This is a genomic window from Sulfitobacter sp. M39, from assembly GCF_021735935.1.
Classification (GTDB): domain Bacteria; phylum Pseudomonadota; class Alphaproteobacteria; order Rhodobacterales; family Rhodobacteraceae; genus Sulfitobacter.
Genome location: NZ_WMDZ01000001.1, coordinates 1,350,149 through 1,368,685 on the forward strand (window position 1 = coordinate 1,350,149; position 18,537 = coordinate 1,368,685).

At 63.2% G+C, this 18,537-nt stretch carries 17 protein-coding genes; 4 read left to right on the forward strand and 13 right to left on the reverse strand.

The features are described 5' to 3' along the window. Nucleotides 1-57: 57 nt before the first annotated feature. The 4 genes from GLP43_RS06485 to GLP43_RS06500 form a co-directional block, all read right to left on the reverse strand. Nucleotides 58-834 (reverse strand): MetQ/NlpA family ABC transporter substrate-binding protein, encoded by a 777-nt coding sequence (locus tag GLP43_RS06485; RefSeq protein WP_237278668.1) that lies wholly within the window; start codon nucleotides 832-834, stop codon nucleotides 58-60. A gap of 49 nt (nucleotides 835-883) precedes the next feature. Continuing rightward, nucleotides 884-1,558: a methionine ABC transporter permease gene (locus tag GLP43_RS06490; protein WP_037963338.1), complete on the reverse strand. Its 675-nt coding sequence runs from the start codon at nucleotides 1,556-1,558 to the stop codon at nucleotides 884-886. Next, the gene (locus tag GLP43_RS06495) at nucleotides 1,548-2,603 is read right to left on the reverse strand and encodes a methionine ABC transporter ATP-binding protein (RefSeq protein WP_237278669.1); all 1,056 of its coding nucleotides are present in this window, start codon (nucleotides 2,601-2,603) and stop codon (nucleotides 1,548-1,550) included. Before GLP43_RS06495 ends, GLP43_RS06490 begins: the two co-directional genes overlap by 11 nt. A gap of 118 nt (nucleotides 2,604-2,721) precedes the next feature. Next, entirely contained in the window at nucleotides 2,722-5,865 is a 3,144-nt protein-coding gene (locus tag GLP43_RS06500) for a 2Fe-2S iron-sulfur cluster-binding protein (protein ID WP_237278670.1), read from the reverse strand. Nucleotides 5,866-5,961: 96 nt separating this feature from the next. On the opposite strand from GLP43_RS06500, the gene GLP43_RS06505 reads away from it, so the two are divergent. After that, nucleotides 5,962-6,429 carry a MarR family winged helix-turn-helix transcriptional regulator gene (locus GLP43_RS06505; protein ID WP_237278671.1) on the forward strand — a complete coding sequence of 156 codons (468 nt, stop codon included), beginning with the start codon at nucleotides 5,962-5,964 and terminating at the stop codon, nucleotides 6,427-6,429. A gap of 6 nt (nucleotides 6,430-6,435) precedes the next feature. Here GLP43_RS06505 and GLP43_RS06510 read toward each other — a convergent pair whose 3' ends face one another. Beyond that, nucleotides 6,436-6,894, reverse strand: coding sequence for an Lrp/AsnC family transcriptional regulator (locus GLP43_RS06510; RefSeq protein ID WP_237278672.1), 459 nt, complete (start codon nucleotides 6,892-6,894; stop codon nucleotides 6,436-6,438). Nucleotides 6,895-7,008: 114 nt separating this feature from the next. On the opposite strand from GLP43_RS06510, the gene GLP43_RS06515 reads away from it, so the two are divergent. Beyond that, on the forward strand, nucleotides 7,009-7,929 hold the full coding sequence (locus GLP43_RS06515) for a DMT family transporter (RefSeq protein WP_237278673.1): 921 nt from the start codon (nucleotides 7,009-7,011) through the stop codon (nucleotides 7,927-7,929). Nucleotides 7,930-7,934: 5 nt separating this feature from the next. Next, nucleotides 7,935-9,113: an amino acid aminotransferase gene (locus GLP43_RS06520; protein ID WP_237278674.1), complete on the forward strand. Its 1,179-nt coding sequence runs from the start codon at nucleotides 7,935-7,937 to the stop codon at nucleotides 9,111-9,113. 35 nt (nucleotides 9,114-9,148) lie between these two features. Here the strand turns inward: GLP43_RS06520 and GLP43_RS06525 are convergent, their stop codons facing one another. The 4 genes from GLP43_RS06525 to GLP43_RS06540 form a co-directional block, all read right to left on the reverse strand. Continuing rightward, entirely contained in the window at nucleotides 9,149-10,231 is a 1,083-nt protein-coding gene (locus tag GLP43_RS06525) for an SMP-30/gluconolactonase/LRE family protein (RefSeq protein WP_237278675.1), read from the reverse strand. A 166-nt stretch (nucleotides 10,232-10,397) separates the two neighbouring features. Then, nucleotides 10,398-11,555: a saccharopine dehydrogenase family protein gene (locus GLP43_RS06530; protein WP_237278676.1), complete on the reverse strand. Its 1,158-nt coding sequence runs from the start codon at nucleotides 11,553-11,555 to the stop codon at nucleotides 10,398-10,400. 163 nt (nucleotides 11,556-11,718) lie between these two features. Beyond that, nucleotides 11,719-13,146 (reverse strand): alanine/glycine:cation symporter family protein, encoded by a 1,428-nt coding sequence (locus GLP43_RS06535; protein WP_237278677.1) that lies wholly within the window; start codon nucleotides 13,144-13,146, stop codon nucleotides 11,719-11,721. A 161-nt stretch (nucleotides 13,147-13,307) separates the two neighbouring features. After that, nucleotides 13,308-14,258 carry an asparaginase gene (locus GLP43_RS06540; RefSeq protein ID WP_237278678.1) on the reverse strand — a complete coding sequence of 317 codons (951 nt, stop codon included), beginning with the start codon at nucleotides 14,256-14,258 and terminating at the stop codon, nucleotides 13,308-13,310. 205 nt (nucleotides 14,259-14,463) lie between these two features. On the opposite strand from GLP43_RS06540, the gene GLP43_RS06545 reads away from it, so the two are divergent. After that, the gene (locus GLP43_RS06545; protein WP_237278679.1) at nucleotides 14,464-15,540 is read left to right on the forward strand and encodes an alpha/beta hydrolase; all 1,077 of its coding nucleotides are present in this window, start codon (nucleotides 14,464-14,466) and stop codon (nucleotides 15,538-15,540) included. Here GLP43_RS06545 and GLP43_RS06550 read toward each other — a convergent pair. The 4 genes from GLP43_RS06550 to GLP43_RS06565 form a co-directional block, all read right to left on the reverse strand. Further along, nucleotides 15,524-16,132 (reverse strand): poly-gamma-glutamate hydrolase family protein, encoded by a 609-nt coding sequence (locus tag GLP43_RS06550; RefSeq protein ID WP_237278680.1) that lies wholly within the window; start codon nucleotides 16,130-16,132, stop codon nucleotides 15,524-15,526. The genes GLP43_RS06545 and GLP43_RS06550 overlap by 17 nt on opposite strands. A gap of 3 nt (nucleotides 16,133-16,135) precedes the next feature. Next, nucleotides 16,136-17,086: a class II glutamine amidotransferase gene (locus tag GLP43_RS06555; protein WP_237278681.1), complete on the reverse strand. Its 951-nt coding sequence runs from the start codon at nucleotides 17,084-17,086 to the stop codon at nucleotides 16,136-16,138. Nucleotides 17,087-17,196: 110 nt separating this feature from the next. Then, nucleotides 17,197-17,502 (reverse strand): DUF6525 family protein, encoded by a 306-nt coding sequence (locus tag GLP43_RS06560; protein ID WP_237278682.1) that lies wholly within the window; start codon nucleotides 17,500-17,502, stop codon nucleotides 17,197-17,199. 65 nt (nucleotides 17,503-17,567) lie between these two features. After that, the gene (locus GLP43_RS06565) at nucleotides 17,568-18,266 is read right to left on the reverse strand and encodes a ZinT family metal-binding protein (RefSeq protein ID WP_272903181.1); all 699 of its coding nucleotides are present in this window, start codon (nucleotides 18,264-18,266) and stop codon (nucleotides 17,568-17,570) included. Between the last annotated feature and the right edge of the window lie 271 nt (nucleotides 18,267-18,537).

The following is an 18,537-nucleotide window of genomic DNA, read 5'->3' on the forward strand; positions in this document are numbered from 1 at the left end:
GGCGCGGCCCGAAAGACCGGATACCGCCCTGTCATTGGCGGTATCCGGCGCGTCACTTTACCACGAAGTGATGACGGTCCCGTGGTAGCTTTCGTCGATGAAGGCTTTGATCTCGTCCGAGTGATACGCCTCTAGCAGGGTCTTGACCCAAGGCGCGTCTTCCTTGCCCTCTTGCACAACGATCACGTTCACATAGGGGTTTTCGGCGCTTTCCATCGCGATGGAATCCTCTTTGGGGCTAAGACCCGAGGCGATGGCGTAGTTCGTGTTGATCAGCGCCGCATCCAGATCGGCCAGCGAACGGGGCAGCTGCGCCGCGTCGAGTTCCTTGAACGACAGGTCTTTGGGGTTCTCGGTGATGTCCAGAACGGTGGGGACCAGACCCGCAGCAGGGTCGACCTTGATCATGCCAAGCTGTTGCAGCACCAGCAAGGCGCGCCCGCCGTTGGTAGGGTCGTTCGGGATGCCAAAGGTCGCGCCTTCTTCAAGCTCGGCGATATCGGTGATCTTGTCCGAATAGATGCCCATCGGCGTGGTGATCGTGTTGCCCACAACTGCCAGCGCGAAGCCGCGGTCTTTCATCTGTGCTTCAAGGTAAGGCACGTGCTGGAAGGAGTTCGCCTCGATGTCGCCATCGGCCAGCGCCTGGTTCGGCACCACATAGTCAGAGAATTCGACAACGTCGATCTCAAGGCCCATCGGTTCGGCCACGCGGGCGACCTCTTCCATGATCTCGGCGTGCTCGCCGGGGGAAACGCCGACTTTGATCTGCTCGGCCATCAGCGATGTCGCCATAAGCGCGAGGGTAGAGGTCAGGGTCGCAATGCGTAGCATGTATATGCTCCTTTAACTGGGAAACGAAATTGGGAGGAGGAGACGGGCGCTATTGCCCGCCGCTTTTGGTGGCGCGTTTGTCGACAGCGGCTGCGATGCGTTCGCCGATCGATTGCACAAGCTGCACCAAGACGATGAGGATGATCACGACAACCGCCATAACGTCGGGCATAAACCGTTGATACCCATAGCGAATGCCCAGATCGCCCAGACCTTCGCCGCCCACGGCACCAACCATGGCGGAATAGCCGATCAGGCTAACGATGGCGAGTGTAAGGCCAAGCGTGATACCGGGCAGCGCTTCGGGCAGCAGCACCTTGCGGATGATCTGCAACGGGGTCGCGCCCATTGCGCGCGCCGCCTCGATCAGGCCGGACTCAACCTCGCGGATCGCGTTTTCCACCAGACGCGCGATGAAGGGCACGGTGGCAATCGTCAGCGGCACAATCGCGGCTGTCGTGCCGATCGACGTGCCCGCAACCATCCGCGTGAAAGGGATGATCGCGACCACCAGAATGATGAACGGCACCGACCGCGTGGCATTGACCACCAGCCCGAGCACCTTGTTGACCCACGGGGCCGAGAGCAGCTCGCCGCGTTGCGAGGTTGCCAGAAACAGCCCCAAGGGCAGGCCAAGCAGCGTCCCCAAAAGCGCCGAGATGGCGACCATGTAAAGCGTCTGGCCCGTGGCCTCGATCAGTAGGTTGATAAGGTTAGCCGACATAGCCAAGCACCTCCGTCATAAGCCCGTGGCTTTCCAAAAATGAACGCGCTTCTGCGGCTTTGGCCACAGGCAGCGATACCAGCAGGTTGCCGAAGGGGCGGGTGCCGATTTCCTCGACCGCGCCGGCAAGGATATTGACCGGAATGCCCATGTCCTGCGTCAGCCGCGCCAGCATCGGGTCGGTGGCGTGCTGGCCCGCAAAGGTCACGCGGATCACCTCTTCGCCGCCCTGCGCGGGGGCGTTTGGGACCAGACGATCCTTGACGAAAGCGGGCAGGGTGACGCCCGTCACCCCCGACAGGAAAGACCGCGTGGTCGCATGCTGAGGCGCGGTGAAGATATCGTAGGTCTCGCCATGTTCGACGATGCGGCCCGCGTCGATCACGGCGACGTGGCTGGCGATGTCACGGACCACCGCCATCTCGTGGGTGATCAGCAGGATGGTCAGCCTCAGTTCGCGGTTGATGTCCTTGAGCAGCGACAGCACCGTTTGCGTCGTTTCAGGGTCCAGCGCGGATGTCGCCTCGTCCGACAGCAGCACTTTGGGGCCGGTGGCCAGTGCCCGCGCGATGCCGACGCGTTGCTTTTGCCCGCCCGACAGCTCTGCCGGATAGCGTGTGGCGTGCGCGCTAAGTCCGACCCGTTCGATCAGGTCGGCCACGCGGGGTTTGATTTGCGATGACGGCACACCGGCGATTTCCAGCGGTAGGGCGATGTTGCCCGCCACTGTGCGCGAGGCGAGCAGGTTAAAGTGCTGAAAGATCATCCCCACATCGCGGCGGATCGCACGCAGCTTGGACCCTTTGGCGGCCCCCACATTCTGCCCGCCCACCAGAACCGAGCCCGCCGTAGGCCGCTCGATCCCGTTGACCATGCGCAGCAGCGTCGATTTGCCAGCCCCCGACCGTCCGATGATGCCGGTGATTGATCCCGGCTCCATCGCCAAAGAGACGCCTTCAAGCGCCGTGACAGTCGTGCCGCCGGATTTGGAATAGGCTTTGCCCACGTTCTCAAACGTGATCGAAGCGCCGTTGGGTTCTGTCATGATCGGTCCAGCCTGCGGTCGGTTGCGGTGGCGCCCGTAGACAGAAAGGCAGGGGGTATTGCAAGCGCAGTTTTCGCATACCCGCCCTGACTTTACCGATGTGCTGAACGCTAGGTTTTCACAGGTCCAGCACCAGATGCCCACCCGCTGCCGCCGCGCGCGACTGGCAGGTGATCAACGTGGTTTCACGCTGCGCCTGTGACAGCACATAATCGCGGTGATCGGCGTCGCCCTCGACCAGCCCGCAAGCGCAAACCCCGCAGATCCCGTCGGCGCATTTCACATCCACGGGCACGCCTGCCTCTGTCAGCATATCGGACAGGCTGCGGTCGGCGGGGACGTGGATGTCTTTGCCGGTCTTGGCCAGATGGACCGTAAAGCTATGGTTCTCGCGCGGGGGGGCTTCGGGGACGGCGAAATATTCGATGTGACACTGATCCTCGGCAAAGCCCGCGCGGGCGGCGGCGGTCATTGCGGCCTCCATATAGGCGGGGGTGCCGCAGGCGTAGGCGTGACTGCCCGCAGCATGGCCCGATAGGATCGTGTCAAACTCTGCCCGGCTGCCCTGATCGCTGACGTGCAGCAGGGCATGGGCGGCCCAAGGGGCGGCAGCGATCTCGGCCGCAAAGGCCAGATCAGCGGCGGTGCGGGCAGAGTAATGCAGCGCGAAATCGCGGCCCAAATGGTGCAGGCGGTGCGCCATGGCGATCATCGGCGTGATACCGATGCCGCCGCCCATCAACACGCTGAAGGGGGCGTCTTCGATGAGGGGGAAATGGTTGATCGGGCGGGCGGCGAAAATCTTGCGCCCCTGCGTGAAGATACGGTGCATCAGAGCGCTGCCGCCGCGGCCCTGATCCTCGCGCTGGACGGCAATGACATAGCGCGACCGGTCCGATGGATCGCCGCACAAAGAATATTGGCGCAGGTATTCAGGCGCGATCACCACATCCAGATGCGCCCCTGCCTGCCACAGGGGCAGATCGGCCCCGTCGGGATCGCGCAGTTCATACCGTGTGATGCCGTCGCTTAACACATCCGCGCGGGTGACGGTCAGCGGCAACACCGGACTATCCGCCAGCGGTTTGAGCGCAGGGACCAGCCCTTGTGTGTCTCCGCTTGCGACACGCGCGCGGTGTGTGGCGGCGGGGATCATCGCGCCATAGGCGCGGATGCCGGCCTCGCGGTCCATCGGGTCGGGGTAGGGGTAGGGATGCGGGGCGAGCGGCGCAGGGTAGACGGCCAGCGTCTGGTCCTGCGCGCGCAGCTTCAGGTCTTTTTGCAGACCGCGGGTGTTCACCGGCTTGTCGGTGGGGCGGTAGCCGCCGTCGTCCTGCACCTCTAGATCCCACCACCATTTCTTGACGGGGTTGATGTCGCCACGGTCCAGCAGATCATCCAGCTTGGCAAGGGCGGGCGCTGTGGCGGGCAGCTTCATCGCGGTCCAGCGCCATACACTGTCGGCCAAGATCCCCTCAAGGTTCCACGGGCAGGTCTTCATGCAGCGCCCGCACATGGCACCGCCTTCGGTCGTGATCCGGTAGGTGGCGCATTTCTGGCTGTCGGATTTCCAGATTTCGTAGCCGTTGAACATCAGCTTCGGCCCCGCCGTGATCGCCCCCGAGGGACATTCCCGCGCGCATTTCTGGCAGCTTTCGCAAAATTTCTGCAGGCCGAAGTCGATCGGCTTGTCATGGGTCATCGGCAGGGTGGTCGTCACCGCGCCCGATTTCAGACGCGGGCCAAGATAGGGGTTCAGGATCACTTCGCCGATGCGGCTGACCTCGCCCAAACCCGACAGCAGCAGCAGCGGGGGTTGCAGCACATCGCCATCCATCACCGTATGCGCCTTGGCCGGATACCCCAGATCGCGGATCAACCGCGCCAGCACGCCGCCCACTAGGCTGAACCGCAGATAAGCGCGCATGGATTGCGCCACGCTGATCCAATCATCGCCCGAGGCCCCCTCCATCGTGTCGAAACCCTGATCGATAACGAGGCTGATTGCCTGATCATGGGGCGGGTCGATCGCGGTGCCGGTGGCGTCATGGCTGTACCACGCCCAATCGGGACAACGGCTGACGCCCACGGCATCGGCCCCAAGGAAATAGGCAACCGCCTTGACCATCTCTGCCGCCTGTTGCGGGGCGGGGGCGGTTTGCGTTTCGGCAGCTTGCCCGTCTTGCAGCAGACCAAAGGCCCCAAGCGCGCGCCGCTGCGCCATCGAGGTCGGCGTCTTGCGGATGTAGCGCCCGCCGGTGGCCCCGTCTTGCAGCTTTTTGCCCATGTCCCCGAACAGCGCACGGCTGAACATATCGGTACGCTTGGGCAGACGCGGGATGCGCGGTTCGTCCATATAGGTCGTTGGGCTGTCCACGCGTTTGAGTTTCTCAAAAGGCTGCGCGCCATCGACAAAGCGCCGTGTTGCATAGGCGGGCGCTGTGCGGGGCAGGGCGGCGGCGGCCAAGGGGCGGTCACAGGCCAGATCCATCGCCATGGTGACGGCGGCCAACGAAAAGCGCGTGCCGACAAAAGGGGCGGTCAGCTGACCGTCTTGGGGCAACGCCAGACCCGCCGCGACCGCCAGCTGGTTCAGGTCCACATCGCTTGCCGTCATCGTGTGCCCGCGCGCCGGACGCCCCAGCAGGCGGATGTAATTCGACAATACCGCCGCCGATTCCGCGGCCAGTAGCGACGACCGGTGATCCTCCATCCCTGCGATCCATGTCGCACCGGGTTCATCCTGCTCGACCGCGCGGGGGTGCGCGAAAAGCAGCACCAGCGCATGGGTATGGCCTGCGATGTCCGTCTCGGGTGCGGTGACGGAGTCGCGCAGGTCGGCCATGATCGCATCCACACCAGAGGCGAGCGTCTTGACCTGGCGCGTCTGCAAATCCTGCGCCAGCCGCGCCACATCCGCATTGCGCAGCGGCTGTGCCAGATGGTGGTCGGGGGCAAGCTTGCAAATCCCCACCATCGTCGCATCGTTGAAAAGGGCAAACGCCTTGAGATGCTGCGCCCGCTCGGTCAGATCGGCGGAGATCTCGGCCACGGCCTTGTTCACCAGACCCTCGCGGATCGCATCCAGCATGGCGCGGTGATCCCGCGTGGCTTGTGCCAGCGGACGCGCGTCGCCCGTCACGCCCAAGGGGGTGAAGGCCGGCACCGGCCCTGCAACACCCTCCGCCCGCCGCAGCTTTTCAGTCGGGTAGGCACCCATATGGATGGGGCGGTTTTTGCGGGAACGCAGCCGTGGGGTCATGGGTATTGCCTCTTAATTCGGCGCTATAGTTGTCCTAGATCAACTATTTTGCAAGCAAACAGTAGCAGCGTGGCAAAAATGAAGTATTCATGCCTTATGACCGGACCCGAGAACACCTCTGCCTCCTATAGTCTGCACGACAGGCTGGGCTTTCGCGTGTCGCGGCTCGCCGCCGCCATGAGAGCCAGTCTGGATGCAGAGCTTTCGCAGCTTGGCCTGACACGGTTGGAATGGTGCGTCTTGGCCAGTATCGCGCTGGAAGGCATCACCGCACCCTCTGGTATCGCCGAGAATATCGGCATCACCCGCCCCACGGCGTCGCGGACGTTCAAGCAGATGCGCGACAAAGGCTGGCTGGTGCAGAACCTGACAGAAGGCGACGGGCGCGCCCGTGCGATCACGCTGACCGAGGCGGGGCAAGACCTACTGGCGCGTGCGCGGGTGCTGGTCGACGCGCATCAGGCGCGGTTTCTGGACAAGCTCGACCCCCAAGCGGCTGCGCATTTCCTATCCGCGCTGGATGCGCTGCTTGAAGGTGTGCACGACCGGTTCGACGATCCGTAGGGTGGTTCAGGCCACCACGGGAAACACGTTCGACTGTTTCAGCACGCCATAGGCAAAGCTGGAATCGATCGACGCGATGCCGGGGATGTTGTGGAGCTTGTGGCGCACGAATTCCTCGTAGCTTTTCAGATCCTCGACCAGCACGCGCAACAGATAATCCTCGCTGCCGGTGATGACATAGCAATCGAGGATCTGTTCGGTCTCGTGCACCTTCTTCTCGAACAGTTTCACCACCTCGCCCGTGTGGCTGCTCAGCCGGATGCGCACCAGCGCGGTCACGGGCAGCCCGTAGGCGCGTTCATCCACAATCGCGGTATATCCCTTGATCACGCCCTTTTCTTCCAGCGCGCGGGTGCGCCGCAAGCAGGGGGAGGGCGACAGATTCACCTGAGCCGCCAGATCCTGATTGGTCAGCCGCCCGTTGCGCTGCAGCGCTTTGATGATCTCGCGATCTTTGCTGTCCATTTTAGCCCTATAAGGGCAGGATATGCCCTAAAATCATATTTTTACGCAATCATTAGCAAGCATCTGCCCGCGGGTACAGCGTAAAACAGCGCAGATACAACGCGCAGGAATAGTATGCTTAACTCTCCCTCACTGCCCGCCGCGCATGGATTTGGTCCGCGGCAGATCCCCCTTCGGCCCTTGGTTGGCTATCTCGCGATTGCGGTGACCGTGCTGGTCTGGGCGGGGTTCGCGCTGTCCACCCGTGCCGCCAGCGGGGCGCAGCTGACGTTTGGCGATGTGGCGCTGATCCGGTCGGGTATTCCGGCGCTGTTCTTTGTACCCTTCCTGCCGAAACGTATCGCTGTGTTAAGGCGGTTGCCCGCGCATCGCTGGCTGATGATCGCGGCGGGGGCGGGGCTGCCGTTCTTCTGGCTCGCGGCTATGGGCGGGGCGCAGACCTCGGCCACGCATGTGGGGGCGTTGATTGCCGGGACGACACCGGTGTCGGTGGCTGTTCTGACGTGGGTGATCTACCGCCAGCGCCCCGCGGTGTTGCTGCCGCTGGGGGTCATCCTTGTGGGGGTGGCGGCGCTGATTGGGGCCTCGGGCAATTTGGCCGCAGGCAGTTTGACCGGCGTGGCGCTGCTGCTGTCGGCCAGTCTGCTGTGGGGATGCTATACGCTGGGGCTACGGGGCAGCGGCTTGGACCCGATTGGCTGCGCGCTGGTGCTGGCACTGCCGTCCACGCTGGTACTGCTGCCGCTGCTTGCCACGGGGGTGTTGCCCAGCAATCTGACGCAGGTGCGACTGGCCGAGGCGATGCCGTTCATCCTTGCCCAAGGGGTCGGCGTCGGCCTTGTCTCGAGCCTGACCTATGCCATCGCCATCGCCCGCCTTGGTGTCGCGAAATGTGCCGCGATCGGGTCGCTCGCCCCTGCGATTGCGGCGGTGCTTGCCGTGCCGCTGCTGCACGAGGCCCTGACGCTTGGCACGATTTTGGCCGTTCTCATTATTTGCGCCGGCGTCATGCTGGCCAACCGCCCCAAGGAGTAACCCCGATGCTCGACGCGCTTGCCGCCCTTCCCGAAGACCCGATCTGGGGACTAACCTCTGCCTTTCGCGCCGATCCGCGCAGCCACAAGATCGACATGGTCATCGGCGTCTACCGCGATGACAAAGGGGCCACGCCGAATATGAAGGCGGTGCGCATGGCCGAGCGCGCCTTGGCGCAGGACAGTGCGCCGAAAACCTACCGCGCTTTGGCGGGCAATGCGGTGTTCAACGCGGGCATGGCGCGGCTGGTCTTGGGCGATGCGCCCGCGCGGATCGCGCGCAGCCATGTTATCCAGACGGTCGGCGGGACAGGAGCCTTGCGCGTGCTGGGGGATATGCTGGCGAGCCTGCGCCCCGACACCACGGTCTGGAGCACGGACCCCGGCTATGTGAACCACCGCCCGATATTCGAGGGTGCCGGGCTGACGCTGCAGTTGTATCGCTGGCAGGCCAAGGGCGACGCGCTGGATCTTGATCGCGTGCTCGCGGATCTGGCGGCGGCGAAACCGGGGGATGTGGTGCTGCTGCACGGCTGCTGCCACAACCCCACGGGCATCGATCCTGATGCGGATATGTGGCATGCGCTGGCCCGATTTTGCGCGGCGCGGGGGCTGATCCCGTTGATCGATATTGCCTATCAGGGCTTTGGCCGTGGGCTAGACGAAGATGCGGCGGGGCTGCGGGTCATGGTCGAGGCGGTGCCCGTGGCGATGGTTGCGGCAAGCGGGTCCAAGAACATGGGGCTATATTGCGAACGTATCGGGGCGGCGATGGTGCTGGGGCCGGATGCGGGGTCCATCGCCCATGTGGGCCGCCACCTAGAGACATTGACCCGCGCGAATTATTCGATGCCCCCCGAACATGGTGCCGCTGTCGCCTGCCACGTCTTTGACACCCGCGCCATCTGGGAGGAAGAGCTCAACAGCATGCGCGCCCGTGTCCAATCGCTGCGGCAGCAGATGGCGGATGCGCTGGCCGCGATTGATGCGGCCCCCGCGTTTCAGGCGTTGCGGCACCATCAGGGGATGTTTTCCCTGCTGCCCCTCGCGCCCGACCAGATGGAGAGCTTGCGCCATCACCACGCGATCTATGGCACGGCCACCGGTCGGATCAATATCGCCGGTCTGCGCCGCACGCAGATCGAACAGGTCGCGGCGGCGCTTCGGGATGTGTCACAGGCGTGACACTGGCCCGCCCCTTGGGCCAGCGTCTGTAGGTCTTAGCGGGGGGCGGCGTCGAGCAGCCCCAGACGCGGCTCTGTCAGCGAGGTCACGGCAATGCGCCCGTCGGGCAGGGTCACGGCACCCGTGGTCAACGCATAGTCACCTGCCGGATCCTGAAGCGTTTCCAGCACCTCGCCCGAGGCATCCATCCGCAGGACAAACCCGTAACGCAGCGGCGCTGGTTTCATCGCGTCGGGCAGGCGCATGATCGCGCGGCGCAGGAAGGGGCTACTTGCCAGTTGATCCATGACGGGGTTGCGCGGGCTGACCAGACCGACCCAGAATGTGCCATCGGGGGCGTTGTTGATATTGTCTGGAAATCCCGGCAGGTTCTCCAGAACCACCGTGCCTGCGCTGCCGTCCATGGGGAAGCGCCAGACGCGGTAGCTGCCGGTTTCGACCACAAATACCGCGCTGTTCGCGTCATCCACCGCCACCCCGTTGGCAAAGTTCAGGCCGTCGGCAAAGACAGACGTTTCGCCCGATGCGGGGTCGTATTTCAGGATGCGGGCGTTCGACGAATGCTCCACCAGATCCAACACCGACGCCGCCAGCGTGCCGCCGTTATCCTGCGCGCCAAAGCGGGTCGAGGCATCCGAGAAATAGACGCTCCCATCGGCGGCGATATCCACATCATCGGCGTAAAGGATCGGGCTGCCGTCCTTGGTCGTCTCGGCCAGCAGGGTCACCTTGCCGCCGCGGTCCACCGACAGCAGGCCACGATAGGCGTCAGCGACGTAAAGCGTGCCACTGTCGTCAAATTCGATCCCAAGAGGGCGGCCCTCGGTCTGCGCAAAAACGGTGATGGCCCCGTTCTCTTCGATCCGCAGGATTTCACCATCGTGGGTGGCGACATGCACCAGCCCGTCCGGGCCGATATCGGCATCCTCCGGCCCGCTGCGGCCCTCAAGCTCGACGATCTTCAATGCGGTCAAACGGTCGTTGGCCGCGAAATCACCGGTGTAGCCTTGATCGGGCGGTGCCTCCCACGCGACGGGGGCGACGGATACGGGCCAGAACGCAAGATAGGCAAGCAAGGCCAGCAGGGCGATGCCCAGTAGTGTAAATAGTTTTTTCATCGGTGATCTCCTCCCCGGAGTTCGCGCCGAAGTAGTGGCGCACAGCGTAGGGTTGCCGATCCCTCGGGCAGGTGCAAGAGGCTACGCCGCGCGATTTGTGTCAGGCGCTTTGGCCCGCGCCGAGGTCGCATCCCTCGCAGTGGTGACCACCGCGAGGGGGTGCTCCTTAGCTCTCTACCTCGAACGTCAGCCCGGCATTGGCTGTGAGCCGGTCAATGATCGCACCACCAAAGGCAGGGGCCGCCGTCAGCACGCCGCCGGGGGTGTCGGCGGCTTCCTCAATCAGACAGATCGCCGCTTCGGTCAGCATTTTGGAGGTGGAGCCATAGCCCGGATCACGGTCGCCTTTGACGCCAACGGTCAGCCGCTCTTTGTCAGCGGAGGTGCCGGTAAACATCAGGTCATAGCTGCCGTTTTCGCGTTCTTCTTTCGACGGGCCTTCGCCGGGTTTGATATCATCGTCGCCCATAGGGTTGGATTTGGCGATGCTCTTGGCGATCGCCTCGCCTTTTTCGCCCTTGCCGGTGAACATCATCTCTTCATAGGTGAAATCCGTGCCATAGGGGTGGCCCATCAGCATATTGGACCGATGCACGTTCTTGGTATTGATCGACGCCATCACGAAAGGGGCGACCCAGATGCCGAAATCAGGGTCTTCGTAGGGCTTGTTGCCGTAAGGCTGTGTCGGCCCCTCAAACCCCGGTGTCAGCGCGAAGGACGAGACCAAGCGCTTCATCACATCGGGATCCCCCATGGCCAGCTTCATCGTCTCTTTGCCCGACGCCGCCGTCCCGCCCGAGAACGTGCCCTTCATCCCGCGCACGCGTCCTTTGACGTCTTTCAGCGGCGCGCCAAAGCGTTTTTGTGCCTCTTGCTGCAGGAAATAGACGCCCATATCGAAGGGGATGCTGTCAAAGCCGCAGGAATGTACGATCCGGGCCCCGCTGGCCTTGGCGGCATCGTTGTACTTCTCGATCATGTCCCACATGAAGGGCGGCTCGCCCGAAAGGTCAACGTAATCGGTGCCCGCCTTGACACAGGCCGCGACCAGCGGTTCGCCGTACAGCAGATAGGGGCCGACGGTGGTGATGATGACCCGCGCCCGCGCGACCATCGCGTCAAGCGAGGCAGGGTCAGAGGCATCTGCCTCGATCAGGGGTGTATCGGCAGGCAGTCCCATCTCGTCGCGCACCTGTGCCAGCTTGGACGCGCTGCGACCGGCCATGGCCCAGGGACGATCCGGATAGGTCGCGTGGATGTATTCCGCGACCAGCCGCCCCGTAAACCCTGTCGCGCCGTAGATGATGATATCGAATTCAGCCATGTGCCGTTCCTCCCCGATTGGTTGCATGTCTTTGCGCCGACTATGGGACAGCGCAGACGGTATTGACCATTACCGAGTTTCAGAACGCTGCGTCGGGGGGCAAAAGAAACGGGCCGCAGCAGATGCTACGGCCCGTCTCGAATTCAGGTAGGATGCGTCCGGATCACTCTGCCGGGAACTTCCATGCGTCGCGGTCGATATCCAGATCGGCATAATCGTCCGGGTTCAGCACGGGGCGTTCGACGCCTGCCTTCAGCTGACGACGGAAGTCGCGCAGCAGGCGCATGGCCACGGGGAAGAGCATCATGATCGCCAGCAAGTTGACCAGCGCCAGAATACCCATCATCGGATCCGAGAAGAAGAACACCGCAGTCGCCGCCGGTGCTGTCGCACCCAGGAAGACAATCGCGATGATCGCGATCCGCAGGCCGAGGATGCCCAAGGGGCTCTTTGTCAGTACCGTCATCGCGTTTTCACCCAGATAGTAGTTGTAGATGATCGACGAGAACGAGAACAGCAGGATCGCGCCGCTCAGGAAATACTGCACCCATGTGCCCAGATGCGACACCATGCTTTGCTGTGTCAGCGCCACGCCGTCGATGCCTTCGGCACCGGGAACATAGACATCGCCCAGCAGGATCACGAACGCCGTGCACGAGCAGATGATGATCGTGTCGATAAAGACCGAAAACGACTGCGTGATGCCTTGGCTGATGGGGTGACGTACCTCGGCGGTGGCCGCGACGTTCGGGGCAGAGCCCAGACCCGCCTCGTTCGAGAACAGACCGCGCCGCAGACCCTGCGCAACCGCAGCACCCATACCGCCACCAACGGCTTCTTGCAGGCCGAAGGCATTGGTTACGATGTCATAGATCACGCCGGGCAAGCTGGTGATGTTGAGCAGGATTACGATCAGCGCCATTGCGAGATAGCCGATGGCCATAATCGGCACGACAACATCCGACACTTTGGCAATACGGTGGATGCCGCCAAAGATGATAAAGCCCGAGATGACCGCCAGCGCGATACCGGTCCACAGACGATCAATGCCAAAGCTGTCCTGCATCGAACCTGCAACCGTATTGCCCTGGAACGCGTTGAAGCCCAGACCGAAGGCCGCAATCAGGCAGATCGCATAGATCACTGCCAGCCAGCGGTATTCCTTGCCCAACCCGTGGATGATGGCCGCTGCAGGGCCGCCGCGGTAGCTGTGCTCTCCGACTTTGCGCTTGAAGAGCTGTGCCAGCGAACATTCGACAAGGCTGGTGGCCATACCGACCAACGCGATGGCCCACATCCAGAAGACCGCACCCGGGCCGCCAAGGGTGATCGCAACCGCGACGCCCGCGATGTTGCCGCCACCGACACGTCCACCGACCGACACCAGCAAGGCTTCGCGCGCTGAAATCTGGTTGGAATCATCCGCGTTGTTCTTGTTCGACAGTACGCGGAACATGCGGCCAAAGTATTCGATCTGCACAAAACCGGTGGCGATTGTGATAAAGATACCGAAAATGACGAGGATCGGGATCAGCGACCATCCCCAGGTGAAGTCTCCGATCCAGCCGAAGAGCGTTTGTAGAAATTCCATATAAATGTCCCTTTGTTTTGCCGCGTTTTACGGTGTTCTTGGCCAAAGCGTAAAGCCGAATGACGCAGCGCGAAGCACGCAGCCCCTGCGCGACGTCTAGTGCGTTGATCCTTATACAGGTTATTTCGCAATTCAACTCTCGCGGGTTAGCCCTTCGCGCGTTAACCAGCCATTTCGCCGCATTGATCCGCAGCCAGATAGGCGTGTTGCGCGTCAAATTCTGCAAAGCAGCTCAGCGCGAGGTGGATTTTGATGAAGGCCGCCTCGGCTGTCATCTGGCCGCCGTCGACCACCCCGCTGTCACGCAGCGCCTTGCCCGCGGCATAGGTGCCGATCTGCATGCCGCCCTCTGCGCATTGGCTGACGGCCACCACGGGAACGCCCTTGCCTTGCGCTTTGCGCAAGGCCGCACGCAGGGCGGGGCTGTCGGGGACCGTGCCCGCGCCAAAGCAGCGCAAAACGATCCCGTCGCAGGTGGTCGCCGCATGATCCAGGAGGGCGGCGCCGAAACCGGGGGTGACGGTCAGAAGGGCGACCTCGTGGGGCCGCAGGGGGCTGAGCTGCGGGTCGGGTGCGGTGACCCGCGGTGCCCTGTCGGTTGGCGTCGCGGTAAAGGCGTCCAGCGCTTGCGAATGGGCCTTGCGCACCCGCCCGCCATGCAGCCGTTTGCCGCCGAATTGCACCCAGACCCCCGCCGGCGCCGTGCGGGCTGCAGCAAGCGCATCGATCAGATTGGCGGTGCCGTCCGTGTCAGCCAAAGTCAGCGGTCGCATCGCGCCGGTCACGATCACAGGCTGCGCCAGACCGGGCAGCGCAAGGCACAGGGCGGCGGCGGTATAGGCCAGCGTATCCGTCCCGTGGGTCACAACGAAGCCGTCAAAGCGGCCCCGATGCTGATGGATGGTCTGCGCGATGCGCGCCCAATCCTGCGCCGTGGCGAGCGCGGAATCGATCAGCGGATCAAGGCGCAGTACTTCGACCTCTCCGGTGACCTTGCCGCTGGCCACCAGCGCTGCGACCGCATCTTCGACCACCCCGTCGCGAGGGGCGAAACCGTCGGGGGTCTGGGCCATGCCAATCGTGCCGCCGGTGTGGATCAAGAGTGTCGCCATGCTGCGCCCTTTGTGTTGATTGCCGCCCAATATGCCCCATCCGGAGCCCTGCAAAAACTGCCGCAGGCGGACCAGAAGCGCCCGTCGCTGTCAAGCCTGCTTGCCGTCAGCGCATGAGGCCAAACCCGCCATGACGTGACATCCGGCTTGACGGGCAGGGTGCGGCGGCGCGTATATACGCCCGACACGACCGGAAGGCCCCCAGATGCGCACACCGACCCGCCGCCACTTTATCGCCCTTGCCAGTGCGGGTGCCGTCGCCGGATGTGGCGGGCAGGGCGGGTTCTCTGTCGTTGATCCGGACCACACCAGCGCAGGTGTAGGGGCGGATGTGGGCGCGGGCGTGCAACAGCTGCTCGTTGCGACCACACGCACCGCCGATCCCGCGCCGATCGCCTATGGGGCGGGGCGGGCCAAAACGCTGGATTTCGCGCGGCTTGCCATCTCGATCCCGCCAAACCACGAGGTCGGTCAGATCGAACGCAGCCGCGGATCGCGGGCCGACCCGGCACGCCATTTCGCCCTCACCGGGGCAGAGACCTTGCCGGATCTGGAGGCGCTGGTCTCCGCCGCCCGCGCCGCGTCGACACCGGGGCAAGAGGCGGTCTTGTTCGTGCACGGCTATAACAACAGCTTTGCCAAGGCCGCGTATCGTCATGCGCAGGTGGCGTGGGATTATGAACTAAAGGGGCCGCAGATCCATTTTTCGTGGTCGTCAGCAGCGAACCCGTTCGAATATACCTATGACCGCGACAGCGTGCTGATCGCCCGCGATGCGCTGGCGACATTGCTGCGGCGCCTGCTGCGCGAGGACGGGCTGCGCGTATCGCTGGTGGGGCATTCGATGGGCGGGCTGCTGATTATGGAGACGTTGCGACAGATCGCGCTGAGCGGGGACCGCGCCCTGCTGGACCGTTTGTCGGCGACGACGCTGATCTCGCCTGATATTGATATGGATCTGTTCCGTGCACAGGCCCGTGCGCTTGGCCAGTTGCCGCAGCCCTTTACCGTGGCGATTGCACAGAACGACCGGCTGTTGCGCCTGTCGTCGGGCTTGTCAGGGGGTGCCGCGCGTTTGGGATCGGTAGAGGAAATGAACCAGCTTGAAGGGCTTGGCGTCTTCGTGATGGATATGACGGGTATCGCCGACACGGGCAGCAATCACTTCCTGCCGGGCACCTCGGCCTCTGCCATTGCGCTGATAAAGGGGTTGCGAGACGCCGATGCGCTGGCCCCGCAATCCCTGTCGGTCGGACCGGTGAGCATCAAGCTGGGCGGGTAGCCGCGTCGCCGGCCAGGCCCGCCGCTGACATGGCCGCCCGAAGCGCTGTGCTAAAGCGCGCCATCATCCTGCCATCCTCTGCCAAGCAGCGGCGCAGGGATCGGGGCAGTTCCAACTGCACGCCCGCGCCGCTGCGGGTACGGTTGCAGATGTTGCTGGGGTGTACGCCGGGCAGGGCCGTGTTCAGCGCGGCCCCAAACCCCGCCGCGCGCAATGCGTCGCCCACAGCATCCCGCAGGATTTCGTCACGCCCGCCCAGCCAGACCGTGTCGGTGCCATCATCCTTGCGCCCGTGAATGGCGATCGACGTGTCCGCCCCAGCCACCAGTGCCAGCGCCCGAGGTTCATCAAACCGATGCGAGGTGATGTGGTAATCGCCATGCGCCCCGGCGCGCAGCGCTTCGAACAGATAGAACGACAGATCATCCCCAGCAACAGCCCGTGCGATGCTTGCCGTTTCCGGTTCGATCGTCCCGCCGTGGGGCGCAAGGATCGCGACGCATGTGCCGCGATCCTGCACGGTGATACGGTAGTCCCGGTCGTGATCATGCGCCGCGGCGAGCGTGGCGAAATCAGGGTAGCGGTCGGCCATCGTCTATACGTCCAGCTTGGTGATCGTTTTGCTGATCTTGCCGCCGTCGCGACGCAGGCTCACCATCTCTCCGAAGCGGATGTGCAGCCAGTCGGAACCATCCTCGGTCAACGGTTCAGACGCGAAAATGGCCGAGGTCGCTTCGCCTTCGGGGCTGGCATCGACCTTGTAGCTGTCGGCGTAGTCCTCAAAATTCTCGCCCATTAACAGGTACATCGGCTCAAGCAGCATTGACAGGGAATAGTCATCGGTGCCGGGGCCGGCCTTGCGCAGCTCTTGCCAGTCGCCTTCGGGCGCGGTTTCGCCCTTGTGGCCGGCCCCATAGTTCACGCCGATGATCCGGTCGGTGGACACCAGCGCGATCTTCAACTTGGTCAGGGCGACCAGATCCAGTTTGCGCATCGCCTGCAAGACGGCATCAAGCAGCTTCTCGAACGCCGCCTGCACGTCGTCATCGCTATCGCCTTCCAGCAGGGACAGCAGCAGCACGTAGAAGAATTCCGTGTCCGTCGTGCCTTTCATCTGCCGCAGGAAATCGTCTTTGCACAGGGGCAGCAATTCGCGCTGCAGCAGCCGCCAATGGGGCAGGGCTCCGTTTTGCGCGATGATCCACGGGGTGCCCTTGAACGAGAAGGGGTGGCAGTTCTCGTCCGCCAGCACGTTGCGTGCGTCATAGGCCGCGGCGCGGACATGGGCGAGCATGGTGCTTGCCTGCAAGCTGGGGATGATGCCGGGGGCGTTGTCATCGTGGAACGCGGCCATAGGGCGGTGATATAACAGCGGTTCCTCGGGCTTCAGCAGATGCGCGCTCCATAATCCGAAGCCCCAACCAGCCAGCTGCAGGTTCGGGTGCAGCTCGGGGTCAAGGCTTTGGTTGATCAGGCTGTTTTCCGGCTTGATCAGCAGGCTTTCAAGCGGGATTTCAGGCCCGATATAGGCGAGAACGCGGCACATAGCTTTCCTATCACATCAAGGGTCGATCACGGGCACCACCAAGCGGCGGCATCCCGTATCATTCTGTCAGCTCAAGTAGGGCGGCGCGGGTCAAAGGCCAGATCGGCCAATCAGAAGGGGCGGACACCTGCGCATTTGGCAGGGCCTTCCGGCATATGCAGACGGTCGCGGGTCAGCGTGTTGCGCTCGCAGCGCGACAGGTGCTGTTTTGCGGCATCCGTATCGCCACTGAACCGCTGCAAGGCGCGCTGCCACGCCCGCAGGGCAGAGCGTGCGGACCAAGGCAATGCCGCTTGGGCCAGCCAGCCGCGCAGTTCCGGCGGCAAGCGGTCATAGGCGGCCATCGGGTCCTGCGTGCGGCGGCGTGCGGCAAGGCTGCTGCGGCAGTTGGGCTGGCGAAGGGTGGTTTTCGGCATGGTACTTTTGTCGCTGGAAGCAAGGGGTGCGCCGCCACCGCCAAGGCGTGCAGCGGCGCAGGAAGTCAGTGCGCCTGCATCTCGGCAGAGATGTCGGCGGGGCTTAGGGCCGCGGGGTAATATGTCGGCCAGTTGGTGACCTCTTTCAGCAGGTCCGCGCGATCATCCCCCCAATAAAGGTGATAGTGATCTGCCTTGGCGGGCGCGATCTTGTGGTCGCTGAATTGAAAGAACATCGGAGCCTCGGCGTCGCCGCTGACCTTTTCAAAGATATAACGCACACCGCGATTACCCTTTTCATAGGTCAACACCTCGAAGCCATCGCTTTCATACCGCCCCTGCACCGATGTCTCGCCCGTGTAGAAGGTCGCGGTATCGCCCGAGAATACGATCCGGTCGACATCGGTGGCATAGCCGGTGGCGTAATAGGCTTTGTATTCCTCGGCGGTTTTGTCGCCTTTGGCTGCTTTGGCCGCCATCACCGCGTCCAGATCACCGCTTTGCAGCAGCGGGTAGACGGACTGCCAGTCGCCCTCCCAGTCGGCCAGCGGGCGCGGTTTGATCTGCGCATCGTCGAAGTAGCCTTTGTAGATGTCGTCGTCGCCGTGGTCATGTTTGTGGCCATGGTCATGGTCGTGGCTGTGATCGTGGGCTTCGTGGTCATGCGTCTTGTCTTTGGCGTGATCCGCAAGGGCGGGCAAGGCTGTGGCGGCAAGAGAGGTCGCGGCCAGAGCGGAAAGAAATGCGGTGTGGATGCGGGTCATCGTGGGCTCCATTAGGATCAGGTGGAAAGTGTAGGTTATGTTATAACGTAACTGTTTCGCGAGACGCAAGCCAGCTGGAAGCAAAAGATTTCTATTCTTGACTAACTGCCCAAGGCGTAGGGCCGGGGTGCGATTGCCGGTGATGGGCTTGAGAAAGCGCCAAGTTGCTATGCGCACGGCGGCAGTTCGTACGATGATCGCGATTTACGTCAGATATAATCGTATACGATTTACATGATCGTATTTATTTGGCATGGTGTGTTTCGAAAGG